The organism is Streptomyces djakartensis (assembly GCF_014651075.1).
GTDB classification, from domain to species: domain Bacteria; phylum Actinomycetota; class Actinomycetes; order Streptomycetales; family Streptomycetaceae; genus Streptomyces; species Streptomyces djakartensis.
Map to the genome: position 1 here is coordinate 1 of NZ_BMWE01000024.1, position 26683 is coordinate 26683.

The window sequence follows — 26683 nt, forward strand, 5'->3', positions numbered from 1 at the left end:
GCCGTCCGCCGGCCGGCCTGCCCGCACCCGGCCCGAGGTCTCTGCCTGCGGGGCGGCGGCCGAGTCGCCGTCGGCGGGGCGCCGCGGCACGGCTCCGGGCACGGAGTCCCGCGTGGCACGCCCGGGGCCGGACGGCCCCGCCGCCGCGTCGATTCCGACGTACGGGCGGATGTGGAGCGGGTCGAAGTCCTCCGCCGCCGCTGCCTGAGCCGTACGGGTGTCGCGCAGGGCCTCCGCCGCGCGGCGGGCGCAGGTGCAGGAGGGCGTCTTGTCCGGACGTCTGGGCGCGCCGCACTCCTGGCACGGGTGACCGTTCGGCGGTTCCACGCGTTTCTCCCTCCTCTCGCGAACTTCAGAGGTTATCCAGATCTTCTCCACAACGCGGTCGGCGATCCCCCGGAACGGCGGCTTCCAAAAGGGCTCGGCAGGCCATAGCGGGTCACACCGGTCACGATGGAAAATGTCACAGCCGCCCTGGGGAGGTCTCATGGCCGGAGACGAGGTCTTCGACGCCGAGGACACGCGCACGACGAAGACGACGGGCCACAGTGCCCCAGCTCAGGAGCATGTCTCCGGGAACGTGCTGGTCTCCCTCGGCGCTCTGCTCCTCGGTCTGCTGCTGGCCGCCCTCGACCAGACCATCGTGTCGACCGCGCTGCCCACCATCGTCAGCGACCTCGGCGGCCTGGATCACCTGTCCTGGGTGGTCACCGCCTATCTGCTGGCCGCGACGGCCGCGACCCCGCTGTGGGGCAAGCTCGGCGACCAGTACGGGCGCAAGAGGCTGTTCCAGAGCGCGATCGTGATCTTCCTCGTCGGGTCCGCGCTGTGCGGCACGGCCCAGGACATGGCCCAGCTGATCGCCTTCCGGGCCGTGCAGGGGCTCGGTGGCGGCGGGTTGATCGTGTTGTCCATGGCGATCGTCGGCGATCTCGTCCCGCCTCGTGAACGAGGGCGCTACCAGGGGCTGTTCGGGGCCGTCTTCGGAGCGGCCAGTGTGCTCGGACCGCTGCTCGGCGGGCTGCTCACCCAGCACCTGAGCTGGCGCTGGGTGTTCTACGTGAACCTGCCCGTCGGTGTCGTCGCGCTCGCCGTGATCGCCACCGCGCTGCACATCCCGCGCCGGCACCGGCGGCACGTCATCGACTACCTCGGCACCTTCCTCATCGCCGCCGTCGCCACCTGCCTGGTCCTCGTCGCCTCACTGGGAGGGACGACGTGGAGCTGGTGGTCCGCGCCGGTCGTCGGCCTCGCGGTCCTGGGTGCCGTCCTCGCCCTCGCCTTCGTGGCCGTCGAGCGCCGGGCCGCCGAACCCGTCCTGCCGCTGCGGCTCTTCCGGGTGCGTACCTTCACGCTCTCCGTCGTGATCAGTTTCGTCGTCGGCTTCGCCATGTTCGGCGCGATGACCTACCTGCCGACCTTCCTGCAGGTCGTGCGGGGCGTCAGCCCGACCATGTCCGGCGTGCACATGCTGCCGATGGTGCTGGGGCTGCTGCTGGCCTCGACGGCCTCCGGGCAGATCGTCAGCCGGACCGGCCGCTGGAAGGTGTTCCCGGTCGCCGGCACCGGCGTCACCACCCTCGGACTGCTCCTGCTGCACCAGCTCGACGAGCACAGCTCCACCGCCGAACTGAGCGGCTTCTTCTTCGTCTTCGGACTCGGCCTCGGCCTGGTGATGCAGGTCCTCGTGCTCATCGTGCAGAACGCCGTCCCCTACGAGGACCTGGGCGTCGCCACCTCGGGCGCGACCTTCTTCCGCTCCATCGGCGCCTCGTTCGGCGTTGCCGTCTTCGGCACGATCTTCGCCGGACGGCTGGGCGACCAGCTCACGGACGCCTTCCGGGGCACCCAACTGCCGCCCGGCCTCTCTGTGGACGCCCTGGAGGCCGACCCGCGCGGCATCGCCGCCCTGCCGCCCGACCTGCGCCCGCCGGCCCTGCACGCCTACGCCGTGTCCATCACGGACGTCTTCCTGTACGCCGCCCCGGTCGCACTCCTCGGCTTCGTACTCGCCTGGTTCCTGAAGGAGGACCGGCTGCGCGCCTCGGTCACCGCGCCCGACGTCACGGAGACCCTCGCCAGCAACCCCGTCGAGCGTTCCTCGTACGACGAGGTGTGCCGGGCGCTGTCGGTGCTCGGCAGCCGCGAGGGCCGGCGCGAGATCTACCGGAGGATCACCGCCCGGGCGGGTTACGACCTGCTGCCCGCGACGAGCTGGCTGCTGTTGCGGATCCGGCGGTACGGCGCGGTGGAACCGGGCGTGCTGGCCGACCGCATGCCCGTGCCGCTCAGCGTGGTCATGGACGCCGTCCGGCAGGCCGAGGAGCAGCGGCTCGCCGCACGCGAAGGGGTCGACCTGGTCCTCACCGACCGGGGACGCGAGGTCGCCGAACGGCTGGCGCGGGTCCGTGAGGAGTCCCTCGCCCGGTTGCTCGGCGACTGGTGGGGGCCCGACCGGCCCACCGACCTGGTGCTGCTCGTGCGGGAGCTGAACGGCGAACTGTGCGGTTCACGGCGGGAGCGGCCCGGCGAGCCGCCTTCGGTGCAGCGCTTCGACTGAGCCGGGCACCCCCCGGGGTTCACGCCAACGTCTTGCTGAACCAGTGCTCGGCGTACGGGTCGTCGTTGTGCGGCTCGGTCTCCGTGTAGCCGAGGCGGTCGTACAGGGCACGGGCCTCGACGAGGTCGCCGCGGGTGTCGAGGATCATCCGGGTGGCGCCGAGCGCCCGGGCGGCGTCCTCGGCGGCCCGGACCAGCAGCGCGGCGCCGCCCCTGCCGCGCAGTGGCCGGCGCAGGAACACCCGGGTGAGTTCGGCGGCCGAGCCGTCGCGCAGCCGTACACCCGCGGTACCGGCGGGCTCACCGCAGTAACGGGCGACCAGCAACCGCCCGTGCGGCGGTGCGAGATCGGCACCGGGTTGGGCGGCGACCTCCCGCTCCAGTTCGTCCGGGTCCGTCCGGCGCCCCTCGTGCAGCAGGTACCAGCGGTCGCTGACCTCGGTGTAGTACTCCCGCCAGAGAGCGGCGGAGACGGGGGAGTCGTACGGTTCCGGGGCCACGGTCCAGGTCATGCCCGGCATTCTCGGCGTACCCGGTACCGGGTACGCAACCGGATATCTCAGGAGGCGTTCGGCCGCGGGGGTCGTTTGGGTGCGGACTTCCGGGCTACCCGACGCGGCGAACCGGCTCGCCAGGAGAGCCGGTTGGGCCGAGAACCCGGAAGGCATTCATGTCCACTGGCCTGATCATTGCTCTGATCGTGATCGCGGCGGTCGTCGTCATCATCGCGGCCGCCATGACCCTGCGCGCCCGAGGGCCTCGGCGTGGCCCGAGCCTGAAGCGGCGCTTCGGACCCGAGTACGACCTGGCCGTCGCGCGGCACGACGGCGACACCAAGGCCGCCGAACGCGAACTCGCCGAGCGCGTGCACCGCCACGGCGACCTGCGCGCACGGCCGTTGGAGCCGGCGCAGCGCGAACAGTACGAGGCGCGCTGGACGGCCGCTCAGGAGCGGTTCGTCGACTCGCCCCGTGAGGCGGTCGCCGAGGCGGACCGGTTGCTCGCCGAACTCGCCGGTGCCCGGGGCTTCCCGGGCGGCGGGCAGTACGAGGAGCAGCTCGCCGCGCTGTCCGTGCACCACGCCCACCACGTGGACGGCTACCGGCGCGTGCACCGTGCCGCGCATCTGCGCGCGGAGGACGCCCGGGACGGCGGCACCGGTACGGAAGACATGCGTGAGGCCATGGTGGCGGCCCGTGCCCTGTTCGAGGAGCTGGTCCGGCCGGCCCGCCACGACGGCGGAGGCCACACCGGCGGACGGTACGAGAACGGACGCCACGAGGACGGACGCCACGAGAGCGGCCGGCACCGTGCCGGACTGAACGGCGGCCGCAAGGCTCCGGCCACCCGCGGCGGGCACATGCCGTGGGCGCTCCACCGACGTCAGGCGAAGGAGAGTTGAGGCATGCCCGACATGAACCGCGACGTGAACCGCGACACCCCGGTGGCCGGCAGCCCCATCATCCCCGACGCCCGCGGCGAGACGGCCCTCGGCACCGGCCACGGCACGCGGCCGCACACCGACCGCGCCGGCATGCGCGGGGTCGCATCTGACACCCGCGGCGCGGAAGCGGATCGTGGCGCCGCGTACGGCGCGGATGCCGGACCCGCGGACACGCACGGCGCCGGCCCGGACGGCCTGGGCCCCGGTACCGGAAAGGCCACCGCCGAAACCGCCCGCACCTCCGGGACCCCCGGGACCTCCCGAACCCCCGGGACCCCCGGGACCTCCGGAACTCGCGGCGCCCACCTGCTCCCTCACGAGGAGTCCGACAAGCTCCTCGCGCAGTTGCAGCACGCCGTCGCCGGGTTCGTCGACGGCCCCCGGGCCGCCGTCGAGGAGGCCGACCACGTGCTGGAGGAGATCACGGCCCGGTTCACCGAGGCCGTGACCCAGCGCCGCCACACCCTGCGCAGGTCCTTGCAGGATGTGGACGGGGGTGAGGGCACGCCCGTGTCGAGCGGCGACACCGAACAGCTCCGGCTGGCTCTGAAGGACTACCGGGAACTGGCGGAGCGGCTGCTGCACGTGTGAGCCGTCAGCCGGTCACCGGCCCGCCCGGCGCTCCCGCCACTGCCGTACGACGTCCTCGACGTCGTACGGCTTCTTGCCCAGCGGGGGGCCGGGCGGTGGCTTGAACATCATGTCGCGGATCTTGTCGTTGATCTCCGTGATGATCTTCCTGACGATCCGCTCGGAGGGCGCCGCGTACGCGGCGAGCAGCGCGTCCTCCGCCTCCTTGCGCAGCGCCAGCGTCGGCGGCAGGACGGAGATCCCCTCGCGGGCCATCTTCCGCTTGACCCACCACAGCTCGTCGTAGGCGGCGTCCACGTCGGCCGGCAGCGGCTTGCCCGCCCCCGGCAGCCGGTCGAACTCACCGCGGGTCTCCGCGTCACGGATCTGCTTGTCGACCCAGGATCCGAAGTCGACGCCGGGTGGCTTTCGCTCGGTCATGACTCCAGTGTGCCGGACACCGGTCAGCCCGGCGTTCTATCATTCGGCGGGCGCAAGGCCTGCTCAGGCAGGCCCTGGGGGGCCCGTCCAGAACGTCTCAGGGGGGAACGCACGTGCTCGAACTCACCATGGCCGCGGTGTCCGCGGTGGAAGAGGGTGCCACGGCCGGCATGCTCATGGCCGACGCGCCCAGCGAGCCGGGCGCCGTGCTGCGTGTGGGCCGTGACAAGTCCGTGTGCCGGCTCACGACGCCGGACGACTGGCTGTTCGTCTCCCGCGTCCATCTGGAGTTCCTGTGCGGACCCGACGGGGCCTGGCAGTTGACCTGGCTGCGCGGTTCCCAGGCCGACCCGTCCTCCGAAGTCCGGCTGACGGTCGGGGAGTACGTGCAGCCCCTCGCCTACGGCGGGACGGTCCCGCTGCCCCGGGGCGGCAGCGGCGAGGTCATCATCCAGGACCGCACCGCCCCGCGCAGCGTCAACGTGGGTTTCTTCCACGAGGTCTGACCGCCGGAGGTGTGGCGGCGGAGGGCGTGGCGGCGAAGGCCGTGGCCGCCGGGATCACGCCAGTACCCGCGCCACCGCGAACCCGTCGTAGCCCTTCATGCCGACGGTCTGGATCGCCGTCCCGCTCAGCCTCGGATGGCTGCCGATCAGTTCGATGGCGGCGCGGGTGCCCACCACGTCGTCGGCGGTGCTCTCCGCGTCGGTCACCCGGCCGCCGCGGACGACGTTGTCCAGGACGATCAGGCTGCCCGTGCTGGTGAGCTTGAGGGCCCACTCCACGTAGTGCGGGTTGTTGACCTTGTCGGCGTCGATGAAGACCAGGTCGAAGGGGGGCGGGTTCTCGTCGGCCAGCCGGGGCAGCGACTCCAGGGCCGGTCCCACCCGCACCTCGACGAGCTTGTCGAGGCCGGCGCGGGCGATGTTGCGGACGGCGACCTCGGCGTGCCTGGGGTCGTACTCCAGGGAGACCAGCCGCCCGTCGGGGGGCAGGGCGCGGCCCAGCCAGATGGTGCTGTAGCCGCCGAGCGTGCCGATCTCGAGGATGTGGCGGGCGCCCTGCAGCTGTGCCAGGAGCTGCAGGAGCTTGCCCTGGTTGCCCGCGACGTTGATGTGCGGAAGCCCGGCGGCGTCGCTGTCGCGCAGGGCTGCCGCCAGGGCTTCGTCGTCCGGGGCGAGGTGAGCGGTGAAGTAGGCGTCGACCTCGTCCCAGACGTGCGACTCGCTCATGCACCTGAACCTTTCGTACGCATAGTTAGCTTCCCTAACTAGTGACGCTGACGAAGATAGTTGGTGCACGGGCGCACTGTCAGTGCCTTTTCAGGGCGTGTCTCAGCGCCCCATGGAGGGCGCGGGCGTCATCACGCGGCAGGCTTACGGCTTCGGCGTCGGGGCGCCGGCGCGAGCACGACGTCACGCCCGGTTCCGGCAGGACTCGCTCGCCCACCTTTCGGCGGGACAGGGACGCGGTCCGCGCGACGGCGCTGTCGTACGGGCTGGAATCGCACGATAGGCGGAGCCTGCCCGGCTGCGAGCGGCCCTCACGTCTTCCTGATGTGACCCTGCTCGCGTGCACGAGAGGCAGCCGCCCGCCTCGCGCACTATCGTCAACCGGACGAAGGGGGGCATACGGGGTACAAGGCTGGCGAGGCGTGTCGAATGCGGAGCGCAGCGGGCGACCGACGGAAGCCCTCGGAGCAACTGCCGTCGGCGGAGCCCGCACGCGCCTGCGCGTGGCCAGCCTGGGGTTGTGGCTGGTCGTCGCCGCCCTCGCCGCCCGGCAGGTGGCCGTCGTCCTCGGCAGTCCGCGCGGGGAGCGGCTGACGGACCTGGAGACCTGGGTCGGGCCGCACGGCGTGCTGCACGTGAACGGCTCGCTCTACGCCTCCACCCGCTTCACCGGCACGCCTTTCAACGGGCTCGTCCTCAAGCCCCTCACCCGTTCGGCCGAACAGGCCCTCGGCTGGGGCTGGACCTTCGGCACGCTGCTGCTGGTCGTCGCCCTGGGGCTGATCGCCGCCCGCGCCCTGCCCCAGCCCATCGGCCGCCGCACCGCACTGCTGGCCGCCCCCGTCGCCATCGGCCTGCTCATGCTGTCCCTGCCGGTCCGCAACACCCTGTGGCTCGGCCAGACCAGCATCATCCCGGTCCTGCTCGTCCTGCTCGGCTGCTTCGCCGCCCACGGCCAGCGGACCAGCGGCCTGCTCATCGGCGTCGCCGCCGCGCTCCAGCCCACGCTGCTGCTCTTCACCCCCCTGCTGTGGTTCACCGGCCGCAGACGCGCCGCCCTCACCACCGGCGTCACCTTCGCCGTCTGCACCGCGCTCGCCTGGGCCGCGATGCCCCACGACTCCCACACCTACTGGGTCCACCACCTGGCCGGCGCCGGCCTCGGCGGCCGGGCCGGCGAGGTCGGCAACCAGTCCCTGCACGGCGCCCTGCTGCGACTCGGCCTGAACGGCCCCCTCGAAGTCGCGCTCCTCCTGACGCTCGGCGCCGCCGTCGCCGTCCTGGCCCTGCGCCGTGCCGTGCGCTGCTTCGACGACGGCCAGCTCCTGCTCGCCGTGGCGATCACCGGCTGTGCCGCGATCGTCGTCTCGCCCACCGCCTGGCAGCACCAGCTGCTGTGGGTGCTGCTCGCGGTCGTCGGCCGGGCCGGCAAGCGCACCTCCGACCGGTACGTGTGGCCGGCCGCCGTGATCCTGGTCATGACCCTGCCGCCCAGGATGCTGCTGCCGGACATGGCCTCGCTCGACCCGCTCCGCACCAACCTCGTCCTGCTGGCCGCCCTCGCCGCCGCCACGGCCGTGCCGTTCCTCTCCCGCGCCTCGCCGTACTACCGGTCGCCCCTGCCGGCCGAGTACGCACCGGCCGCCCCGGCCCGCTTCCGGCACGTGCCACTGCTGCCGTTCCTGCGCCGAGTGCTCACTCGCCCCAACCTCCTCCTGGAGCTCCTGCTCCTCCGGGTCACCTACGCCGCCTACTCCCGGGTCCGGCTCGCCGCCACGGGCGGCAGCAACTCGGCCGGCCGGGCCGAGGCCGAGGAGCACGGACAGCAGATCCTGGGCCTGGAGCGCTCCCTGCGCCTCGCCATCGAGCACTGGGCCAACCACGCCGTGGTGGCGATCGACTGGCTGCGGGACTTCTGCGACTTCTACTACGAGTCGATGCACTTCGTCGTCCCGCTGGCCGTCCTCGCCGTCCTGTACTGGCGCTGCCCCGCCCACTACCGCTGGGCGCGCTCCGCCCTCGGCTTCGCCACCCTGCTCGCCCTGGCCGGCTTCTGGCTCTACCCGCTGGCCCCGCCGCGTCTGATGCCGGGGCTCGGCTTCATCGACACCGTCCACGGCGTCCAGGACTTCTCCCAGCCCGACTACGGCACCCTCACGGCCCTGACCAACCAGTACGCGGCCATGCCGTCGCTGCACTTCGGCTGGGCGCTGTGGTGCGGCGCCGTGATCGCCGTCCTGGCGCGCCGGCGGTGGATGAAGGCGCTGGGGCTGCTGCATCCGCTGTTCACCCTCGTCGCCGTCGTGGCGACCGGCAACCACTGGGTGCTGGACGCGGTGGGCGGGGCCATGGTCGTCGGCGCGGGCTTCGGGCTCGGGTACGTGCTGACGGGGCCCCGGCCGGCGGGCGGCGCACGGCACACCGGGACGGCGGTGCGCGAAGGGGCCGGGGGTTCCGCCGGTGTGGGGCGGTCCGCTCGTCGCTGTGACAGGTGACGCCCCTGCCTGCGGTGAGCCACTGGTTCCTCTTCGGCCAGGTCGTCACGTCACGGACGGGCTCAGAGCGCCGCGGTCCCTTGCGGGCCGGACAGGCAGGCCAGGATGTGCGGGACGGCTTCGCGCAGACTGACGAAGTGCCGGTGCACCCCCTCCACCGCGACGGTGGCGTTCACGCCCCACACGGTCATCCCGGCGCGTAGCCCGGACCGCACCCCGGACGGGGCGTCCTCGATGACCAGGCACTCTCCTGGGTCGGCACCGAGTCGCGCAGCGGCTTGCAGATAGGGCACGGGAGAGGGCTTGCCCTCCTCCACCGCGGCCGCGTCCACGATCACGTCCGGCATCGGCAGGCCCGTGCGCAGGAAACGGCCGCGCACCCGGTGCTCGTAGTTCGAGGTCACCAGCGCCCAGGCCCCCGGCGTCAAGCCGTGCAACAGCTCGGACGCGCCGTCGAAAGCCGAATAGACGCCGGACCGCACGTCGTCGTCCTCCAACTCGTGCAACAGGGCCAGGCACTCGCTCGGATCACGGTCGGCGGCGACCTGGGCGAACGTCTCCATCGGCCGCGTCCGCAGAGCGACCCGGTAGACCTCGTCCGCATCCAGCCCGTGCCGCGCCGCCCAGGTCGCCCAGACCCGGCGCTGGTTGCTCACCGCGTCGATCAACGTGCCGTCGACATCGAACAGTACGTACTTCATGCGGTGCGTTCCCCCGGTTCGCTGGTCAGGCGTCGATCATGCCAGGCGGTCGACAGGTGAGTACGGGAGACGGCGATGAGGCTTGGCCCCACCAGGCGATCGTCCACACCTCGGCTGGGCGATCTTGGTGTGGGCATGATGTCTCGCATGACTGAGGAGACACGCGAGGCATACCTGCTGGGCGCGGAGCGGGCGGTGCACCTGCTGGCCACGGAAGAGGTGGCGCGTCGCTGGGGCGAGGAGTCGGTGCTGCCGGGGATGACGGTGGGCGGACTGGCCGGTCACCTCGCGCGCAGCGTCCTGCAGGTCGAATGGTTCCTCGACGGCGAGACGGTCGGCGCGGAGCCGGTGTCGCCGGTGCGCTACTACGCGCGGCTCGTCGGCACGTCCTTGCCGGACTCCGCGCTCAACGTCGGCGTGCGCGAGCGGAGCGAGGAGACGGCAGCCGCCGGCCCCGCAGCCGTGGCCGAACAGACGCGCGCCGCATGGCAGAGGCTGGCGCAACGGCTGGGCCGAGAGCCTGCTGACCGGCGCGTGGCCGTCCTCCACCGGCCCGGCGAGGAGATGCTGCTCGACGGCTATCTCCGGACCCGATGCGTCGAACTGGCGGTGCACCTCGATGACCTGGCCCTGAGCGTGGACGCTCACTGCCGGACACCCGACGCCACGCTCGCCATTGCCGTCGATGTCCTCTTCGCGGCCGCCCGTGACCGGCACGGTGATCAGGCGGTGCTGCACGCGCTCGCCAGGCGGGAACGTGATGCCGGGCAGGCTCTGCGCGTGTTGTGAGAAGCCGTCAAAACGCGAAGAATGGTTCGTCAATTGCTTTTCGCGAACAAATCCCCCTCCGTGAGGGCGGGTTCGTATGATGAGGTTCATGAGTCAGCCCTCCGCCGCGCGAGGCGACAAGTGGACGTTTCTGACCAGCCACGCCCGCGTCCTGATCGCCCTGGCCCGCGACCCCGAGATCCGCCTGCGGGAGGTCGCTGACGCCATCAACATCACCGAACGTGCCGTGCAGCTCATCGTCGCCGACCTCGAAGCCGCCGGATACCTCACCCGCACCCGCGTCGGTCGCCGTAACCGCTACACCATCGACCCCGGCGTCGCCCTGCGCCACCCCGCCGAGGCCGACCACCCCGTCGGCGACCTGCTCGGCACGTTCCTGCACCGTGAGGACACCCCCGCCGACGCAACGACATCTGCTGGTCGGTTCTCGACTGCCGAGGCTGGTGCACCGGCGCTCAGCGGCGACGCCGCCGCACCAGGAGAAGGCCGATGATTATCGCGAAGAGCACCACCATGCCTATCGCCAGGAAGGGGCTCCACGAGGGCCCCTTGGGCTTGGCCAGGTACTCCATCGCCGCTGGTGGCACAGCGAGGGCCATGACGAGACTCCCTCGGTTGTCCGTATAGAGAGGTTCAACGCGGGCGTCGAGTTCGATCACGGTTGTCCGGGAAGCGGGAAGCGGGAAGCGGGAAGCGACGGCTGAGGGTGGGCCTCAGGCCGTCGCCTTGACGCTCAGCGCTTGAGGGCGACGCCTCCGTACTGGTGCACCTCGGCGGGCAGCCCCAGGGCTTCGGCGTCGGGACGCCAGCGGGAGCACGACGTCACGCCCGGCTCCAGCAGTTCCAGACCGTCGAAGTAGCGGGCGATCTGCTCCGGGCTGCGGAGGATGTAGGGGATCGAGCCACCGTCGTTGTACTGCTGGATGGCCCGGACGTACTCCTCGCTGGTGTCGGTGGAGTCGTACTGCACCAGGTAGCTGCCGGCCGGCAGGGCGTCCACGAGCTGCCGCACGATCGAGCGCGCCTCGTCGTGGTCCTCGATGTGGCCGAGGATGCCCATCAGCATGAGGGCGACGGGCTTCTCGAAGTCCAGCGTCTTCCCGGCTTCCCGGACGATGGCGCTCGGGTCGCGCAGGTCGGCGTCGACGTAGTTGGTGACACCCTCCGGGGTGCTGGTGAGCAGCGCGCGGGCGTGGGCCAGCACCAGCGGGTCGTTGTCGACGTAGACGATCCGGCTCTCCGGGGCCACCCGCTGGGCGATCTGGTGGGTGTTGTCCACGTTGGGCAGCCCCGTGCCGATGTCCAGGAACTGGCGGATGCCCCCTTCGGCGGCCAGGTGGCGGACGGCGCGGGCGAGGAAGTAGCGGGCGGCGCGGGCTCCGGTCTCGATACCCGGGAAGATCTCACGGAACGCGTCGCCGGCCACACGGTCGACTTCGTAGTTGTCCTTTCCGCCCAGCCAGTAGTTCCAGATCCGGGCCGAGTGCGGAACCGAGGTGTCGATCTTGGGCAGTGGCTCCTGCTCGGAGTTCCCCACCTGATCAGTCATGGACGCTCCTGCGTGTGGTCGTGGAGGCCCACGTTAACTTGTTTGCCTCTCAGACAGGATCAACTCCTCGGCCGCACCCAGGAGTTCCACTTCGGCCGACCTCGTGGCCGGGTCGGCGGCACGGCGGCTCTGGGCCTTTTGTCAGGGCGGGCCGGATCGAGCCCGCCTCGGTCACGTCCAGCGTGCACCGGCCGGTGCGTGTGCCGGACGGGCGGTCCTGGGCGCCGGACAGCCGTTGGCCCGCGCGTGCCGAGCCGCCTCCCCGGTGGTGTGGTGAGCATGACCCGAAGTCACCCTCGGCCGGTTCCTTACGTACGGGTACAGTGGGGCGGTCGTCATCACCCGTACGGGGGGAAGCCGGTGCAATTCCGGCGCTGACCCGCAACCGTAAGCCGCCGAGGCGGTGAGCCGGATCGCCCCGTACGGTTCGTGACCGGCTCACGTGCCCGGCAGCCCGCCGGCGCACGGCACCGTCGAGGTATACGGAGCCGAGCCGCCGGGGTGTCCCGTGCTGCCCGGCTCCCCCACAGGGAGAGGCACCCGCCGATCATGAACGTCCGCCGCAGCGCCGCGGTCCTGGCCGCCGTCGCCGTGATCGGCGCCGCCACCCAGGCCGCCGCCACCCCGTCCCCTTCCGCGTCCCAGGCGTTCCCGTCCGCCCTGTACGGCGACAAGGACCCCAAGTTCGACGGCGTGTGGCGCCAGTCGCTCGCCCTGCTGGCGCAGGACACGGTGGGGGTGAAGCCCGCGGCGAAGTCCGTGGAGTGGCTGGTGCGGCAGCAGTGCGCGGACGGTTCGTTCGCCTCGTACCGGCCCGACCCCACCACCGCGTGCGACGCCAGGACCATGCTGGACACCAACGCGACGTCCGCCGCCGTGCAGGCCCTCGCCGCGCTCGGCGGGCACGACGCCGTCACCGGGAAGGCCGTCGGCTGGCTGAAGTCCGTCCAGAACAAGGACGGCGGCTGGGGCTACGCGCCCGGCGGCGCCAGCGACACGAACTCCACAGCCGTCGTCGTGGGCGCGCTCACCGCCGTCGGAGAGAAGCCGGAGCGAGTCGAGAAGGGCGGCGAGTCGCCCTACGACGCGCTGCTGAAGCTGACCCTCGGCTGTGACGGGGACGGTGCGGGCGCGTTCGCCTTCCAGCCGGACAAGAAGGGCGAACTGGCCGCCAACGCGGACGCCACGGCTGCGGGTGTGCTGGCTGCGCTCGGCAAGGGCATGGTGGTGAAGCCCGGCGCGGCGGCGAAGGGCGCGAAGGGCGGGACCTGCGAGAAGCCCGGCACCCCGGAGCAGGCCGCGGCCAACGGAGCCGGCTACCTCACGAAGACCCTGGCCAAGGGCGACAGCCACCTCACCTCCGCCCTCCCCGGCTCCGACCCCCAGCCCGACTACGGCAACACGGCCGACGCGGTCGTGGCGCTCGCCGCTCGGGGCGACACCGCGCAGGCCGAGAGGTCCCTGCGCTGGCTGGAGAAGAACGGGGCGACCTGGGCGGCCCAGAACGGCCCCGCCGCCTACGCCCAGCTGATCCTCGCCGCCCACGCCACGGGCACGAACCCGCGTGACTTCGGCGGCGCGGACCTGGTGAAGCGGCTGAACGCGACGGGCCCGGCCCCGCAGGCCGCCCAAGCCGCCCAGGGGGCCGAGGCTGCCGACAAGAAGTCCGACTCGGACTCCGGCATCTTCGGCGTCTGGTGGTACGTCGGCGTCTGCCTGGTCGCCGGTATCGGCATCGGCTTCCTCTTCAGCAGCGGCCGCAGGAAGCAGCAGCAGCCGTGATCCGCCGGGCCGTTCTCCTCCTCCTGGCCGCGCTCGTGCTGTGCGCGGGCGCGGGCCAGGCGCAGGCCGCGGGCTACCGGTACTGGGCGTTCTGGGAACGCGACGGCGGCCACTGGGTCTACGCGACCCAGGGCCCGTCCACGTCCCGGCCCGCGGACGGTGCCGTCCAGGGTTTCCGCTTCGCGGTGAGCGAGGACTCGGCGGACGCGGCCCGACCGCGCGGCGACGCCGACTTCGGCACGATCTGCGCGAAGACGCCCGCGCGCGACGGCAGGAAGCGCGTGGCCCTCCTCATCGACTTCGGCACGGCGGCGGACGCCCCGCCCGGCGAAACCCCGCCCGCCACCCGCACGGCCTGCGCCCGGGTCTCCTCCGACGCGACCACCGCAGAGGCCCTCGCGACAGTGGCCAAACCCCTCCGCTACGACACGAACGCCCTGCTGTGCGCGATCGCCGCTTACCCGGAGAAGGGCTGCGGAGAGCAGGTGTCGAAGAACCAGCCCGCGGCCAAGAAGCAGACCGATCCGGACAACGGCCCGTCCCTGGGCCTGTTCGCAGGCATCGCTGTGATCGTGCTGCTGGGCACGGCAACGATCTGGCAGGTACGCCGACGTGGGTAGTGGTACCACCCAGCCTGCGGGCAGTCGTGCCGCTGGGGCCATGGGGGTCCCCCCTGCTCATGGGGGTCCCCCCTGTTCGAGCGAAGCCGAGAACTTGGGGGAGAAGCCGAGAGCTTGGGGGAGGGTGGGCGCAGGCGGCACCCCGATCCGCCGGGCTGCGCAAACGCCCCGCCCCCAGCCCCAGCGCCGAGCCCAACTGCACCCCGGCGCCTGGTGGCTCTGGTCCCTCTCCCTCGGCACCGCCGCCACCCGCACCACCAACCCCCTGCTCCTCACTCTCCTCATCACCGTCTCCGCGTACGTCGTGGCCACCCGCCGCCCGAACACCCCTTGGTCCCGTTCCTACGGCGCCTTCGCCAGACTCGCCCTCGCCGTCCTCCTCATCCGGCTCCTCTTCGCGACACTCCTCGGCTCCCCCATCCCCGGCACGCACACCCTCCTCACCCTCCCCGAAATGCCCCTCCCCGCCTGGGCCCAGGGCGTCCGCCTCGGCGGCGAGGTCACCGCGGAGGCCCTCACCTTCGCCCTCTACGACGGCTTGAAACTGGCCACCCTCCTCATCTGCGTCGGCGCCGCGAACGCCCTCGCCAACCCCTCCCGTCTCCTCAAGTCCCTCCCGGGCGCCCTGTACGAGATGGGCGTGGCGGTCGTCGTGGCCCTCACCTTCGCGCCCCACCTCATCGCCGACGTCCAGCGTCTGCGCGCCGCCCGCCGCCTGCGCGGCCGCCCCGACAACGGCATCCGGGGCCTGCTCCAGGTGGGGCTGCCGGTCCTGGAGGGCGCCCTGGAGCGCTCCGTCTCCCTCGCCGCAGCGATGGACGCCCGTGGCTACGGCCGAACCGCGCAGGTCCCCACCGCCGTACGCCGTACCACCGCCGCCCTCACCCTCGGCGGCCTGCTCGGCGTCTGCGCCGGAACGTACGGCCTGCTCACCGCCGAAGGCGAGACCTACGGAGCCCCGGTGCTCCTCATCGGTCTCGCCGCCGCCCTCGCGGGACTCAGACTCGGCGGCCGGCGTTCCCCGCGCACCCGGTACCGCCCGGACCGCTGGGACGTGCGCGCCTGGCTGGTCGCCACCTCCGGTGTCGCGGTCGCCGCACTCCTCACCCTCGCCGCGGCCCACGACCCCGCCGCCCTGCACCCCGGCGTGGTGCCGCTCGTTGCCCCCACGCTTCCCCTGTGGCCCGCGGCGGCGATTCTCCTCGGGCTGCTGCCCGCGTTCGTCACCCCCGATCCCAAGGAGCCGTCGTGATCCGCTTCGAGGATGTCTCCGTGACCTACGACGGTGCCGCCGAACCCACCGTCCAGGGCGTCGACTTCGAGGTACCGGAGGGTGAACTCGTCCTCCTGGCCGGCCCGTCCGGCGTCGGCAAGTCGACCGTCCTGGGCGCGGTCAGCGGGCTCGTGCCGCACTTCACCGGCGGCACCCTGAGCGGCCGGGTCACGGTCGCCGGACGCGACACCCGTACGCACAAGCCGCGCGAACTCGCCGACGCCGTCGGGACCGTCGGCCAGGATCCCCTCTCCCACTTCGTCACCGACACCGTCGAGGAAGAACTCGCCTACGGCATGGAGTCGCTGGGCCTCGCCCCGGACGTGATGCGCCGCCGCGTCGAGGAGACTCTCGACCTCCTCGGCCTCTCCGACCTGCGCGACCGCCCGATCACCACCCTCTCCGGCGGCCAGCAGCAGCGGGTCGCGATCGGCTCGGTCCTCACACCGCACCCGAGCGTCCTCGTCCTGGACGAGCCGACCTCCGCCCTCGACCCGGCCGCCGCCGAGGAGGTCCTGGCGGTCCTGCAGCGGCTCGTGCACGACCTCGGCACCACGGTCCTCATGGCCGAACACCGCCTGGAGCGTGTCATCCAGTACGCCGACCAGGTCGCCCTCCTGCCCGGCCCGGGCGAGCCCCCGGTCCTGGGCACCCCGGCCGAGGTGATGGCCGTGTCCCCGGTATACCCACCGGTGGTGGCACTCGGCCGCCTGGCGGGCTGGTCCCCGCTGCCGCTCACCGTCCGGGACGCGCGGCGAAGGGCGGGAGACCTACGGCGACAACTCGACGGTGAGAACGACATCGCCCCTCAGGGGCGCGGGGAACTGCGCGACCAGCCACACACAACCCGCAGCCGCCAACTACGCACACCACCCGAGCTACTGGGCGCTCCTACCCCCCGCCGCTGGTTCCGGCGCACACGAACCACCCCCGCCGCCCCCACCACCCCCTCCCCCCACACCGCCGAAGTACAAGCCCTCTCCGTCACCCGCGCCCACATCACCGCCCTGCGCCACATCGACCTCACCATCACCCCCGGCGAGACCATCGCCCTGATGGGCCGCAACGGCGCCGGAAAATCCACCCTGCTCAACTCCCTGGTCGGCCTGGTCACGCCGAGCTCCGGAACCATCCGGCTCGGCGAAGCCACCCCCCACCGCACCGCCCCGCAGGACCTCGTCCGCAAGGTCGGCCTGGTCCCCCAGGAACCACGCGACCTGCTCTGCACCGACACGGTCGCCGCCGAGTGCGCGGCGGCCGACCAGGACGCGGGCGCGGACCCCGGCACCTGCCGTGCCCTGGTCTCCGAGCTGCTCCCCGGGGTCACAGACGACACCCACCCCCGGGACCTCTCGGAGGGACAGCGGCTCGCCCTCGCCCTGGCCGTCGTCCTGACCGCCCGGCCCCCGCTGCTCCTGCTGGACGAGCCGACCCGTGGCCTTGACTACGCGGCGAAGGCCCGCCTGGTGGACGTACTGCGCGGCCTGGCCGGCGAGGGCCACGCCATCGTGCTGGCCACGCACGACGTGGAGCTGGCCGCGGAGGTCGCCCACCGGGTGGTGCTGCTCGCGGAGGGCGAGGTGATCGCCGACGGCCCGACGGCCGACGTCGTCGTCTCCTCCCCGTCCTTCGCCCCGCAGGTCGCCAAGATCCTGGCCCCGCAGCACTGGCTCACGGTCTCCCAGGTCCGCGCGGCGCTCCACCCGGATCACCCGGATCCTCACCCCGGGGCCGACTCGTGAACTCGCAGGACCAGAAGCAGGCCCGGGCCGTCCGTCTCGGCCCCCGCTCGCTCGCCGCCCTGATCCTCGTCAGCGCCGTGGGCGTCGTCGGCATCGGCTGGCCGTTCCTGACGCCGCCCACCTCGCGGCTCAGCGCCCACGCGCAGGACGCGCCCTGGCTCTTCGCGGGCCTGCTGGTCCTGCTCGTGGCGGTGGTGGCGGCGGCGATCTCGGAGTCCGGTCTCGGGCCGAAGGCGGTCGCCATGCTGGGCGTGCTGGCCGCCACGGGGGCCGCCCTGCGGCCGATCGGCGCCGGTACCGCCGGTATCGAGCCGATGTTCTTCCTGATGGTGCTGAGCGGCAGGGTCCTCGGGCCGGGCTTCGGGTTCGTCCTCGGCTCGGTGACCATGTTCGCGTCCGCGCTGCTCACGGGCGGGGTCGGCCCCTGGATGCCGTTCCAGATGCTGGCGATGGGCTGGTTCGCGATGGGCGCGGGTCTGCTGCCCGGCCCGGACCGGCTGCGCGGCCGGGCGGAACTCGCCATGCTCGCGGCGTACGGCTTCCTCGCCGCGTTCGCCTACGGCACGGTGATGAACCTGGCCGGCTGGCCGTTCATGAGCGCCCTCGCCTCGAACGTCGCCTTCGACCCGCAGGCGACGGTCGCCACCAACCTGGCCCGCTTCCTCGCCTACTGCCTGGCCACCTCGCTCGGCTGGGACCTGGGCCGGGCCGCCGTGACGGTGGTGCTGACGCTCGCCCTCGGCCCGGCGGTGCTCCGCGCGCTGCGCCGCGCCACGCGCCGGGCCGCCTTCGAGACACCGGTCACCTTCGAGACACCCACGAAGTGAAGCCCCCCACATGACCCACGTCACGTACGAAGCGAGGCCGTAGACACAATCCCCAGGTCACGTACGCGGCCCCACCCCCCACATGCGGCCGAGCCTAGTAAGAGGAGTCTTTGCGGGCGCGGCTCGAGCCCTGTTTCCCTGGGCGACCAGGCGACGGCCCCTCGATCCCCGGGGCCGTCGCCTGAACCATGTCGCGCGGCCGAGCGCGTCAGCCCATCCGCACCCGGAGTTCCTTCACGCCGTTGATCCACGCCGAGCGCAGCCGCCGTGGGTCCTCGACCAGGGTCAGCCCCGGCATGGCGTCGGCGATGGCGTTGAAGATCAGGTCGATCTCCAGCACGGCGAGGGACTTGCCCAGACAGTAGTGCGGGCCGCCCCCGCCGAAACCCAGATGCGGGTTGGGGTCACGGGTGATGTCGAAGGCGTCCGGCTCGTCGAAGACGTCGGGGTCGTGGTTGGCGGAGGCGTAGAACAACCCCACCCGGTCGCCCTCGCGGATCCGTTTGCCGCCGAGCTCGGTGTCCTGGGTGGCGGTGCGCTGGAAGGCGGCGACCGGGGTGGCCCAGCGCACGATCTCCTCCGCCGCCGTCGCCGGGCGCTGCCTCTTGTACAGCTCCCACTGCTCCGGGTGGGTGAGGAAGGCGTGCATGCCGTGGGTGATGGCGTTGCGGGTGGTCTCGTTGCCCGCGACGGCCAGCATCAGCACGAAGAAGCCGAACTCGTCGGAGCTGAGGTTGCCGTCACCCTCCGCCGCCACCAGCTGCGTGACGATGTCGTGCGCCGGGCACCGCTTGCGGTCGGCCGCCATGTTCATGGCGTAGGCGATGATCTCGGTGGCCGACTCGGCGCCGACCTCCTCGGTGATGGCGTACTCGGGATCGTCGTACGCGATCATCTTGTTGGACCAGTCGAAGATCTTGTCCCGGTCCTCCTGCGGGACGCCGATCAGCTCGGCGATCGCCTGGAGCGGCAGTTCGCACGCGACCTGGGTGACGAAGTCGAACGGGCCGGTGTGCGCCCGGGCGCTCTCGACGATGGCGTGGGCCCGCGCCCGCAGCCGCTGCTCCAGCGCCCGGATCGCCCGCGGCGTGAACCCGCGCTGCACGATCTGGCGCACCCTCGTGTGCTCCGGCGGGTCCATGTTGAGCAGGATGAACCGCTGAGCGTCGATGGAATCGCGCTCGATGTGCTCGTTGAAGCGGATGATCGCGGTGTTCAGGTACGACGAGAACAGCTCCGGGTGCGTGGAGACGTACTTGACGTCGGAATGCCGGGTGACCGCCCAGTACCCCTCGTCCTGGAAACCGGCGAGACCCGCCGGCTGCGGCACCCAGCAGACCGGCTCCACCCGGCGCAGCTCGGCGAACTCCGGCAGGGGCACGCGGTGGTGCAGGAGATCCGGGTCGGTGAAGTCGAACCCGTCGGGCAGCGCGGGACAGGGCATGGGCGGCTCCCACCACTCGTACCGACTCTGAGTCTGACGGCCCATCAGCTGTGCGGAGTTGCCGCGACGGTAATAACGGGTTCTACAAGTAGCAAGGGGCATGGGGTCCCCAATTGCCCGCACGACCCTTGCGGTCGACGGATCGCCCTCAGCACACTGCTGACAGAACTAGAACGCGTACTAGTTCCGCGTCGCCTCCCGGAGAGGACCCGCACCCATGGCTGCCGAACCCGTGATCGTCGAAGCCGTACGCACCCCCATCGGCAAGCGCGGCGGCGCGCTCGCCAACCTCCACCCCGCCTACCTCCTGGGCGAGACGTACCGCGAGCTGCTGGGCCGCACCGGCATCCCGGCCGACTGCGTCGAACAGATCGTCGGCGGCACGGTCACACACGCCGGTGAGCAGTCCATGAACCCCGCACGCACGGCCTGGCTCACGATGGGGCTCCCGTACGAGACGGCCGCGACGACCGTCGACGCGCAGTGCGGCTCCTCGCAGCAGGCCTCCCACCTGCTGGCCAACATGATCGCCACCGGTGTGATCGACGTCGGCATCTCATGCGGCGTGGAGTCGATGTCGCGCGTACCGCTGGGGTCGGGCTCCAAGCACGGGCCGGGCAAGCCGTTCCCCGACGAGTGGAACGTGGATCTGCCGAACCAGTTCGAGGCGGCCGAGCGCATCGCCCGGCACCGGGGCCTGACGCGCGAGGACGTGGACGCCCTCGGGCTCGCCTCGCAGGAACGGGCCGCCCACGCCTGGGCGGAGGAGCGCTTCAAACGGGAGACGTTCGCGGTCCAGGTGCCGACGACCGAGGAGGAGCAGCACGCCGGGCAGGGCATGTGGCGCCTGGTCGACAGGGATGAGGGCCTGCGCGACACGACGGCGGAGGCGCTGGCCGCGCTGAAGCCGATCATGCCGACTGCGGTTCACACGGCCGGCAACTCCTCACAGATCTCCGACGGGGCCGCCGCGATCCTGTGGGCGTCGAAGCGGATGACCCGGGCGCTGAAGCTGAAGCCGCGGGCCCGGATCGTGGCTCAGGCGCTGGTGGGTTCCGACCCGCACTTCCACCTCGACGGCCCGATCGACGCGACGAACGCCGTGCTGGGCAAGGCCGGGATGTCCCTGAAGGACATCGACCTCGTGGAGATCAACGAGGCGTTCGCGTCGGTGGTGCTGAGCTGGGCGCGGGTCTTCGAGCAGGACCTGGAGAAGGTGAACGTCAACGGCGGCGCGATCGCGCTCGGGCACCCGGTGGGAGCGACCGGGGCCCGGCTCATCACGACGGCACTGCATGAACTGGAGCGCGCGGACAAGGAGTTCGCGCTGATCACCATGTGTGCGGGGGGCGGTTTGGCCACCGGCACGATCATTCAGCGGCTTTAGCCGTCGTCCAGTTGATGAAGGTGGTGAACGTGGCGGGTTCGAGGGTGAGGATCGGTCCCGCCGGGTTCTTGGAGTCGCGTATGGCGATGGCGGCAGAGGCTTCGGCGACCTCTATGCATTCGCCGCCCTGGTCACCGCTGTACGTGGACTTGCGCCAGGCCAGGGCCCCGATCGGCGCGCACTCCACGCAGTTGCCGCCCTGGTCACTGCTGTAGCTGGACTTACGCCACTGGACCCCCGTCGGAAGCGCGTTGCTCTCCATAACGTTCCTCCATTACGCGCCGGATCAGCTCCGCCGAGTCCCTGAGGGAGAGCGCGGCGGCTTGGAGGTGATCGTAACGGAGCGAGCAGTCCTTGACGGTGTCCGGATTGGCGGTGGGATGCGCGCTGCCGTAGCCCTCCGTGTAGACAATGGCCGGATCACTCGCGAAGCGGTAGAGGTCGAATGAGCCCGTCAACCCCGCGTGCGCTCCAGCCGAGAACGGCAGGATCTGGAGATTGATCCGGGGATTTCCCTCGAACGACAACAGGTGGGCCAGTTGCTCCCGCATGACCTCGGGGCCGCCGATCTCCTGGTACAGAGCGGCTTCACTGAGGATCGCCCAGAAGACAGGTGGTTCGTTCTTTTCGAAGATGCGCTGACGTGCCAAGCGTACTTCCGTGCGATCTTCGAGGTCGTCCTGGTCGATCAGGCCGAGCACGGCGCGAGCGTAGGCCTTGGTCTGGAGCAGATCGTGGATCATCTGTGGCTCGAAAGCGTAGATCTCGGCTGCTCGCGCTTGAAGTTCCGCAACCTGCTGGAACCAGGCCGGAAGCCGACTCCGCAACACGAGATCGACCAGCCGGGCGAACATCCCGTCCGTGCCGAGTGCCGCATCCGCCCGTTCACTGAACTCCGGCGTCGGCACCTTCCGGGCCGTCTCGATCTGCCCGACCAATGAGCCGGTGTAGTTGAGGATTCCCCCGAGCTGCTTCAGCGTCAGTCCCGCCGACTCCCTGTGCCTCCGTAGCTCGAAGCCGTAGTAGTCGAGCGGGGAGGCGCCCGGGTCAAGGGCGTTGATGTTGGTCACGCGGAGCCCCTCTCACGCAACTCCGTCCACCACGGGACAGGTTGTATTCGTTCTGTAGCCGAGAGTAGTGATGCCACGTCAGGCTCGTCCCGTGAACGACTACATTCCCGCCCAGTACTCGATGCGCCTCACCGTCGGCTCGCACGCCCCCCGACACATCCGCCGTATCGCCCGCTCGTTCCTGCGCGAGTGGGGCATGCCCGAGCTGTCCGACGTCGTGGAGCTGGGCGTGACCGAACTGCTCGCGAACGTCGTACGGCACGTCCCGGACCGGCGTTGCGCGCTGCTGTTGCTGCGACAGCCGACCGGGGTGCGGGTGGAGGTGTCGGACGGCAGCGACCAACTCCCGTGCACACCGGCCTCACTGGACGCCGAATCCGAGAACGGCCGCGGGCTCCTCCTGCTCGACGCGATGGTCGACAAGTGGGGCGTGTCCCCGTGGTCAGAGGGCGGAAAGACCGTGTGGTTCGAATGCGCGCAAGCAGGAGGCCACCCTGTCGCTCAGGCGGCCTGCTCCCACCGTTCGGGAGAGACGTCCTCCTCGTCGGGCCGCTGTGCGGCCTTCTGACGGGCACGCAGGACCGCCCAGGCCAGGACGGACAGGCCGGTGAGGTACCAGGGCAGGAGCCAGAGCGAGCGCCACCAGGCCGCCCGCGGGTCGAGGACCAGGTCGGCGGCGGCGGTGAGCATGCCGGCGGCGAGGCTCCAGCACAGGAGCCGGCCGACGCGCTGTACGAGCAGGGCTCTGCCGGATTCACTCATCGCGTGGTCCTCCACAAGCGTGGACAGCGGGCGAAACGTGCAGGACGCGGTAAGTGTGCATGGAGTTAAGCGTTGCCCATAGCAACCCGTGAAGCACTCGCAGACTCTCAGACAAGCTGTTCCTCACGTTTCTGGGCTCAGGCACTGGTAAGCGCTCTCTTTCCCGATCTTGACAGGTCTGAACCTGACCGAAAAGCGACCACTCAATGCCATGGGATGCACCCATTGCGCCTGCGTCGGAGCATTTCGGTCAGTGTGGCCGTGAAGAGCAGTGGCGGAATGAGCAGAGGAAGCTCCCCTTCCGCGAGATGTCGCCTGGAAAGGCGGTCGACCAGGAGTGCCCTGGCTTGTGGCATGCCGGGTTCGCACCGTTTGGCACATGAACGGGAGGGGCTGATTCCCGCCCGTATGAGAGGTGAGTTGCCGGGCACGGCCCGGACGTTTGTGCGAGTCCTGTGGCAGGTTGTGGGCGCCCGGTGACCACTGGGGTCGCCGGGGTCTGTCTTCCAGTGGGGGAAACCATGCACGAGCGTGCCTTCGGCATGCCTCTTCGGCGTGCCCGCAAGAGATCAGCCACCGGTGTCACGCTGGCGGCGATCACATCGGCCGCGTTAGCCGTCTCGGTCCTGCCCGGTGCGAGCGTGGCGGCGGCCGACGACAAGCCGGTGTCGGTATGGGGCAAGGACAGCCCGGACTTCGAGATGCCGGCGGTGAAGGTCGGTGCGAACCGGCCGGTGCCGTCCGAGCAGTCCACGAACCCGACGGACGAGGCGTTCCTGCCCTGGCAGCGCGAACAGCGCCAGCGTGTCAAGGGCACCTCGGACAAGGCGGGCGGTGGCAAGAGAACGTCAGATCGCGGCGCCACAGCTGATACCTCGGCGCTGAGCGTCATCCCCGAGGGCCAGGGCGATGTTCCCTGGCACCGTTACACCAGGTTCGCGATCACCGACGCGCTGACCGCGAAGATCGACTATTCGACCGGCAACCTGATGCTGACGGCGACGGACTTCGACATCGCCGGCGTCGGCCAGCGCCTCCAGCTCGCGCGGACCTACAACTCCCTCGACGCCCCCTGGGGGCGGGTCTCGCAACGCTGGTGGCAGCAGTACGAGCGCTACCTGTCCCTCTCCTCCACCGAGGCGGTCTTCTACGACGCCTCCGGCGCGACCGTCCGCTTCACCAAGAACAGCGACGGCACCTTCACCACCCCGAAGGGCTACTCGCAGGACCTGAAGAAGAACACGGACGGCACCTACACCCTGACCAAGTGGAAGTCGGGTGCGAAGGAGACCTACAACGCCAACGGCACCCTGACCAAGGTCACCGACCGCAACAAGGGCACCCTCACCGTCACTCAGAACTCCAGCGGCGGATTCAAGCTCACCGAGACCCGCTCGGGCCGCTTCATCGACCTGGTGAAGACCCATCCGTCGCAGTGGCAGGCCAAGGACAACACCGGCCGCACCGCCGTCCACAACCTCGATGCGGACGGCAACCTGACCTCCACCACCGACACCGAGGGCAAGACGGTCTCCTTCCGCTACGACTCCTCCGGCCGCATCGACAAGATCACCACCGCCGAGGGCCGGGTGACGGTCTTCAGCTACGACGACACCAACCGCGTCACCTCCATGCTGCGCGGCACCGGCTTCCACAGCGACGGCCACACCGGCCCGACCTGGACCTACAGCTACACCGCCGCCTCCCCGACGGCCGCCGGCACGACCACGGCCAAGGACCCGGAGCTGCACGCCACCAAGTACGCCCACGACGGCGACGGCCGGGTCACCGAGGTCACCGACGCGCTGGGCCGCAAGCGGTCCACGAAGTTCGACGCCAACAACAACATCGACACCACCACGGACGCGATGGGCTCGGGCACGACCCCGGGCAACGTCACCGACTACGGGTTCAACACCCGCAACAACCTGGAGACCGTCACCCTCCCGACCGGCGGCAGGACGGTCAACACCTGGCAGACCATCGCCGGCGGCGACGTACCGAAGGACTCCACCAACGCCGACGGCGAAAAGACCAGCTTCACCTACGACACCGCCGGCAACACCACCTCTGTCGCACAGACCGGCACCGGCGGCGGCAACGTCTCCTACGACTACAACCCCGCCACCCCCACCTGCGGCGGCTTCGAAGGCCAGCGCTGCGAGGCGAAGACGAAGATGACGTCCACCAAGACCGTCGTCACCGACTTCCACTACGACGCCAAGGGCAATCTGGAGTGGGTCAAGCCCCCGGCGCCGCTGGACAAGACCACCTTCACCTACGACGACCTGGGCCGCACCAAGACCGTCACCGACGCCCGCGGCATCACGGTCAACTACACCTACGACAACCTCGACCGCATCCGCACCGTCACCTCACCGAACACGGTCAAGGTCGAGTACTGGTACGACGGCGACGGCAACCTCGTCCAGCGCTCGGACGGCACCGGCACCACCAAGTACGAGTTCGACCCGCTCCAGCGCGAGACGATCCGCCACCTCCAGGACGGCTCCCAAACCCTGCTCGCCTACACCCCGGCCGGCAACGTCGACTACTACCAGGACCCGGCCGGCACGACCGACTACACCTGGAACGAGGTCAACAAGCTCAGCGAGCTGAAGGACCCACAGGGCCGCGTGACGACGTACAAGTACAACAACAACGACGTCCGCACCACCACCACCTACCCCGGCGGCACCGTGCACAAGGTCGACGTCGACAACTCCAGCCGCCCCAAGACCATCAGGGCCACCTCCCCGCAAGGCACCCTGATCGACCTGGCCTACACCTACGGCTACGGCACCAACGCGGGCACGGACGGCTCAAAGATCCGCACGTCCACGGACCATGTTCGCGACACCAAGCGGACCTACACCTACGACGGGGCGGGCCGCTTCTCCTACGCCAAGGAGGAGAAGGCCGGGGCGATCACGGACTCCTGGCAGTACTGCTACGACCTGGCCGGCAACCTCACCTCGCAAGGCACCGAGCAGGGCTGCCCCCGCGGCACCACCTACACCTACAACGACGCCCAGCAGCTCACCTCCAAGTCCACCACCAGCGGCCCCTGGTCCTACGACGCCATCGGCAACGAGACCGCCGGCGCCTCCACCGACGACTACGCCCGCACCGGCGAGAAGTGGACCGACCACTCCCAGATGTCGTCGATCACCGTCGCCGGAAAGGCATACGCCGGTCAGTACGGCTCCACCGACCAGAGCGAGCGTATCCGCCTCGGCGACACCGTCTTCCACAACGGCCCCCTCGGCCTGTCGGCCAAGACGACTGCCGGTGCCGACATGGGCTTCAACCGCGAACCCGGGGGCACCTTGAACTCCATGACGACCGGGGGCAAGACGTACTACTACCTCACGGACGCCATCGGCAGCGTGGTCGCCCTGGCGGACGCGGACGGCAACAAGGTCAACACCTACGCCTACAGCCCACGGGGTGTACGCATCCAGGCCCAGTCGTCCGAACCGGTCGTCCAGCCCTACCGCTTCGCGGGCGGCTACCAGGACCCCACCGGCCTCTACCACTTCCAGGCCCGCTACTACGACGCCAACATCGGCCGCTTCACCCAGCCCGACCCCTCCGGCCAGGAGAAGAACCCCTACCTCTACGCCGAAGGCGACCCCGTCAACCGCATCGACCCCAACGGAACACTATCGTTCGGGCCGGTTCTGGACGCCATCTCTTTGGGCAACGATGCCGCAACCGTGGGCAAAGCATGGAATGCGGCTGTTGACGGTGACTACGGCAGGGCCGCCGGTATCACCTTCGGTCTGGCCTTCGGTAAAGCGGTCGAGGGAACCTGCATCGGTGTCGCCGGGGCCCTTACGGGAGGTACCGGAGCAGCGGCTGCTGCTGTTCCCTGCATGGTGGCTGGCGAGTATGCCGGTTCCTTCGCAGAGGAACAGACTGTGAAAGCCTGGTCCTAAATAGTTCCAGACGGGGCGGCGTCACCATACGCCGCCCCGCCCACTTCAAGGAGAA

25 protein-coding genes, 1 pseudogene and 1 riboswitch are annotated in these 26683 nt (G+C 70.7%); of the genes and pseudogenes, 15 read left to right on the forward strand and 11 right to left on the reverse strand.

The features are described 5' to 3' along the window. A pseudogene (locus tag IE212_RS35200) lies at positions 1–327 on the reverse strand (peptidoglycan-binding domain-containing protein); the annotation flags it as partial. Between the two features lie 160 nt (positions 328–487). On the opposite strand from IE212_RS35200, the gene IE212_RS29920 reads away from it, so the two are divergent. Then, positions 488–2560 carry an MDR family MFS transporter gene (locus IE212_RS29920; RefSeq protein ID WP_190201094.1) on the forward strand — a complete coding sequence of 691 codons (2073 nt, stop codon included), beginning with the start codon at positions 488–490 and terminating at the stop codon, positions 2558–2560. 19 nt (positions 2561–2579) lie between these two features. Here IE212_RS29920 and IE212_RS29925 read toward each other — a convergent pair whose 3' ends face one another. Further along, positions 2580–3071 carry a GNAT family N-acetyltransferase gene (locus IE212_RS29925; protein ID WP_190201095.1) on the reverse strand — a complete coding sequence of 164 codons (492 nt, stop codon included), beginning with the start codon at positions 3069–3071 and terminating at the stop codon, positions 2580–2582. A 158-nt stretch (positions 3072–3229) separates the two neighbouring features. Here IE212_RS29925 and IE212_RS29930 point away from each other — a divergent pair, with 158 nt between their 5' ends. Then, positions 3230–3961, forward strand: a complete 732-nt coding sequence (locus tag IE212_RS29930; protein WP_190201096.1) for a hypothetical protein — start codon at positions 3230–3232, stop codon at positions 3959–3961. Positions 3962–3964: 3 nt separating this feature from the next. Next, a complete protein-coding gene (locus tag IE212_RS29935) occupies positions 3965–4594 on the forward strand; it encodes a hypothetical protein (protein WP_229864636.1) in 630 nt (209 codons plus the stop codon). Positions 4595–4606: 12 nt separating this feature from the next. Here the strand turns inward: IE212_RS29935 and IE212_RS29940 are convergent, their stop codons facing one another. Continuing rightward, the gene (locus tag IE212_RS29940; RefSeq protein WP_190201097.1) at positions 4607–5014 is read right to left on the reverse strand and encodes a DnaJ family domain-containing protein; all 408 of its coding nucleotides are present in this window, start codon (positions 5012–5014) and stop codon (positions 4607–4609) included. Between the two features lie 113 nt (positions 5015–5127). Here IE212_RS29940 and IE212_RS29945 point away from each other — a divergent pair, with 113 nt between their 5' ends. After that, positions 5128–5520, forward strand: a complete 393-nt coding sequence (locus IE212_RS29945) for an FHA domain-containing protein (protein WP_190201098.1) — start codon at positions 5128–5130, stop codon at positions 5518–5520. A 54-nt stretch (positions 5521–5574) separates the two neighbouring features. On the opposite strand, the gene IE212_RS29950 is transcribed toward IE212_RS29945, so the two are convergent. Further along, positions 5575–6246: an O-methyltransferase gene (locus IE212_RS29950; protein WP_190201099.1), complete on the reverse strand. Its 672-nt coding sequence runs from the start codon at positions 6244–6246 to the stop codon at positions 5575–5577. A gap of 422 nt (positions 6247–6668) precedes the next feature. On the opposite strand from IE212_RS29950, the gene IE212_RS29955 reads away from it, so the two are divergent. Beyond that, complete coding sequence (locus IE212_RS29955; RefSeq protein ID WP_190201100.1) at positions 6669–8741, forward strand: bifunctional glycosyltransferase 87/phosphatase PAP2 family protein; 2073 nt, start codon at positions 6669–6671, stop codon at positions 8739–8741. A gap of 62 nt (positions 8742–8803) precedes the next feature. Here the strand turns inward: IE212_RS29955 and IE212_RS29960 are convergent, their stop codons facing one another. Then, entirely contained in the window at positions 8804–9442 is a 639-nt protein-coding gene (locus IE212_RS29960) for an HAD family hydrolase (RefSeq protein WP_190201101.1), read from the reverse strand. Between the two features lie 147 nt (positions 9443–9589). Here IE212_RS29960 and IE212_RS29965 point away from each other — a divergent pair, with 147 nt between their 5' ends. Continuing rightward, on the forward strand, positions 9590–10231 hold the full coding sequence (locus tag IE212_RS29965) for a maleylpyruvate isomerase N-terminal domain-containing protein (RefSeq protein ID WP_190201102.1): 642 nt from the start codon (positions 9590–9592) through the stop codon (positions 10229–10231). 76 nt (positions 10232–10307) lie between these two features. Beyond that, a complete protein-coding gene (locus tag IE212_RS29970; RefSeq protein WP_373301450.1) occupies positions 10308–10724 on the forward strand; it encodes a helix-turn-helix transcriptional regulator in 417 nt (138 codons plus the stop codon). On the opposite strand, the gene IE212_RS29975 is transcribed toward IE212_RS29970, so the two are convergent. Beyond that, positions 10687–10830, reverse strand: coding sequence for an LPXTG cell wall anchor domain-containing protein (locus tag IE212_RS29975; protein ID WP_190201104.1), 144 nt, complete (start codon positions 10828–10830; stop codon positions 10687–10689). The two genes, IE212_RS29970 and IE212_RS29975, sit on opposite strands and share 38 nt — an antisense overlap. A gap of 134 nt (positions 10831–10964) precedes the next feature. Continuing rightward, positions 10965–11780, reverse strand: a complete 816-nt coding sequence (locus IE212_RS29980) for an SAM-dependent methyltransferase (RefSeq protein ID WP_190201105.1) — start codon at positions 11778–11780, stop codon at positions 10965–10967. A gap of 292 nt (positions 11781–12072) precedes the next feature. Further along, a riboswitch (cobalamin riboswitch) is annotated at positions 12073–12219 on the forward strand. Between the two features lie 110 nt (positions 12220–12329). Here IE212_RS29980 and IE212_RS29985 point away from each other — a divergent pair. The 5 genes from IE212_RS29985 (at position 12330) to IE212_RS30005 (ending at position 18024) form a co-directional block, all read left to right on the forward strand. Then, a complete protein-coding gene (locus IE212_RS29985; RefSeq protein WP_190201106.1) occupies positions 12330–13562 on the forward strand; it encodes an SCO2321 family membrane protein in 1233 nt (410 codons plus the stop codon). Further along, complete coding sequence (locus tag IE212_RS29990) at positions 13559–14182, forward strand: SCO2322 family protein (protein ID WP_190201107.1); 624 nt, start codon at positions 13559–13561, stop codon at positions 14180–14182. Before IE212_RS29985 ends, IE212_RS29990 begins: the two co-directional genes overlap by 4 nt. 124 nt (positions 14183–14306) lie before the next feature. Next, positions 14307–15434 (forward strand): CbiQ family ECF transporter T component, encoded by a 1128-nt coding sequence (locus IE212_RS29995; RefSeq protein ID WP_229864637.1) that lies wholly within the window; start codon positions 14307–14309, stop codon positions 15432–15434. After that, positions 15431–17197, forward strand: coding sequence for an ABC transporter ATP-binding protein (locus IE212_RS30000; RefSeq protein WP_190201109.1), 1767 nt, complete (start codon positions 15431–15433; stop codon positions 17195–17197). Before IE212_RS29995 ends, IE212_RS30000 begins: the two co-directional genes overlap by 4 nt. After that, positions 17194–18024: an ECF transporter S component gene (locus IE212_RS30005; RefSeq protein WP_190201110.1), complete on the forward strand. Its 831-nt coding sequence runs from the start codon at positions 17194–17196 to the stop codon at positions 18022–18024. Before IE212_RS30000 ends, IE212_RS30005 begins: the two co-directional genes overlap by 4 nt. Before the next feature lie 208 nt (positions 18025–18232). Here IE212_RS30005 and IE212_RS30010 read toward each other — a convergent pair whose 3' ends face one another. After that, positions 18233–19468 carry a cytochrome P450 gene (locus IE212_RS30010; protein WP_190201111.1) on the reverse strand — a complete coding sequence of 412 codons (1236 nt, stop codon included), beginning with the start codon at positions 19466–19468 and terminating at the stop codon, positions 18233–18235. A 217-nt stretch (positions 19469–19685) separates the two neighbouring features. Here IE212_RS30010 and IE212_RS30015 point away from each other — a divergent pair, with 217 nt between their 5' ends. After that, entirely contained in the window at positions 19686–20855 is a 1170-nt protein-coding gene (locus IE212_RS30015) for a steroid 3-ketoacyl-CoA thiolase (RefSeq protein WP_190201112.1), read from the forward strand. Here the strand turns inward: IE212_RS30015 and IE212_RS30020 are convergent. After that, positions 20839–21117 (reverse strand): DUF397 domain-containing protein, encoded by a 279-nt coding sequence (locus tag IE212_RS30020; protein WP_190201113.1) that lies wholly within the window; start codon positions 21115–21117, stop codon positions 20839–20841. The two genes, IE212_RS30015 and IE212_RS30020, sit on opposite strands and share 17 nt — an antisense overlap. Further along, complete coding sequence (locus tag IE212_RS30025; RefSeq protein ID WP_190201114.1) at positions 21077–21925, reverse strand: helix-turn-helix domain-containing protein; 849 nt, start codon at positions 21923–21925, stop codon at positions 21077–21079. The genes IE212_RS30020 and IE212_RS30025 overlap by 41 nt, the downstream gene beginning before the upstream one ends. A gap of 91 nt (positions 21926–22016) precedes the next feature. On the opposite strand from IE212_RS30025, the gene IE212_RS30030 reads away from it, so the two are divergent. Then, positions 22017–22493, forward strand: coding sequence for an ATP-binding protein (locus IE212_RS30030; protein ID WP_308430258.1), 477 nt, complete (start codon positions 22017–22019; stop codon positions 22491–22493). Here the strand turns inward: IE212_RS30030 and IE212_RS30035 are convergent. Further along, complete coding sequence (locus IE212_RS30035; RefSeq protein ID WP_190201116.1) at positions 22427–22687, reverse strand: hypothetical protein; 261 nt, start codon at positions 22685–22687, stop codon at positions 22427–22429. The two genes, IE212_RS30030 and IE212_RS30035, sit on opposite strands and share 67 nt — an antisense overlap. A gap of 542 nt (positions 22688–23229) precedes the next feature. Here IE212_RS30035 and IE212_RS30040 point away from each other — a divergent pair. Beyond that, the gene (locus IE212_RS30040) at positions 23230–26628 is read left to right on the forward strand and encodes an RHS repeat-associated core domain-containing protein (protein ID WP_373301453.1); all 3399 of its coding nucleotides are present in this window, start codon (positions 23230–23232) and stop codon (positions 26626–26628) included. Positions 26629–26683 lie beyond the last annotated feature (55 nt).

Bases quoted from the DNA above. Each gene is read 5' to 3' on its own strand.
- IE212_RS29985 (WP_190201106.1), top strand. From the start codon at position 12,330: ATGAACGTCCGCCGCAGCGCCGCGGTCCTGGCCGCCGTCGCCGTGATC.
- IE212_RS30015 (WP_190201112.1), top strand. From the start codon at position 19,686: ATGGCTGCCGAACCCGTGATCGTCGAAGCCGTACGCACCCCCATCGGC.
- IE212_RS30035 (WP_190201116.1), bottom strand. From the start codon at position 22,687: ATGAGTGAATCCGGCAGAGCCCTGCTCGTACAGCGCGTCGGCCGGCTC.
- IE212_RS29935 (WP_229864636.1), top strand. From the start codon at position 3,965: ATGCCCGACATGAACCGCGACGTGAACCGCGACACCCCGGTGGCCGGC.
- IE212_RS29970 (WP_373301450.1), top strand. From the start codon at position 10,308: ATGATGAGGTTCATGAGTCAGCCCTCCGCCGCGCGAGGCGACAAGTGG.
- IE212_RS29950 (WP_190201099.1), bottom strand. From the start codon at position 6,246: ATGAGCGAGTCGCACGTCTGGGACGAGGTCGACGCCTACTTCACCGCT.
- IE212_RS29980 (WP_190201105.1), bottom strand. From the start codon at position 11,780: ATGACTGATCAGGTGGGGAACTCCGAGCAGGAGCCACTGCCCAAGATC.
- IE212_RS29975 (WP_190201104.1), bottom strand. From the start codon at position 10,830: ATGGCCCTCGCTGTGCCACCAGCGGCGATGGAGTACCTGGCCAAGCCC.
- IE212_RS29920 (WP_190201094.1), top strand. From the start codon at position 488: ATGGCCGGAGACGAGGTCTTCGACGCCGAGGACACGCGCACGACGAAG.
- IE212_RS29960 (WP_190201101.1), bottom strand. From the start codon at position 9,442: ATGAAGTACGTACTGTTCGATGTCGACGGCACGTTGATCGACGCGGTG.
- IE212_RS29925 (WP_190201095.1), bottom strand. From the start codon at position 3,071: ATGACCTGGACCGTGGCCCCGGAACCGTACGACTCCCCCGTCTCCGCC.
- IE212_RS29940 (WP_190201097.1), bottom strand. From the start codon at position 5,014: ATGACCGAGCGAAAGCCACCCGGCGTCGACTTCGGATCCTGGGTCGAC.
- IE212_RS30040 (WP_373301453.1), top strand. From the start codon at position 23,230: ATGCCTCTTCGGCGTGCCCGCAAGAGATCAGCCACCGGTGTCACGCTG.
- IE212_RS29965 (WP_190201102.1), top strand. From the start codon at position 9,590: ATGACTGAGGAGACACGCGAGGCATACCTGCTGGGCGCGGAGCGGGCG.
- IE212_RS30010 (WP_190201111.1), bottom strand. From the start codon at position 19,468: ATGCCCTGTCCCGCGCTGCCCGACGGGTTCGACTTCACCGACCCGGAT.
- IE212_RS29930 (WP_190201096.1), top strand. From the start codon at position 3,230: ATGTCCACTGGCCTGATCATTGCTCTGATCGTGATCGCGGCGGTCGTC.
- IE212_RS30020 (WP_190201113.1), bottom strand. From the start codon at position 21,117: ATGGAGAGCAACGCGCTTCCGACGGGGGTCCAGTGGCGTAAGTCCAGC.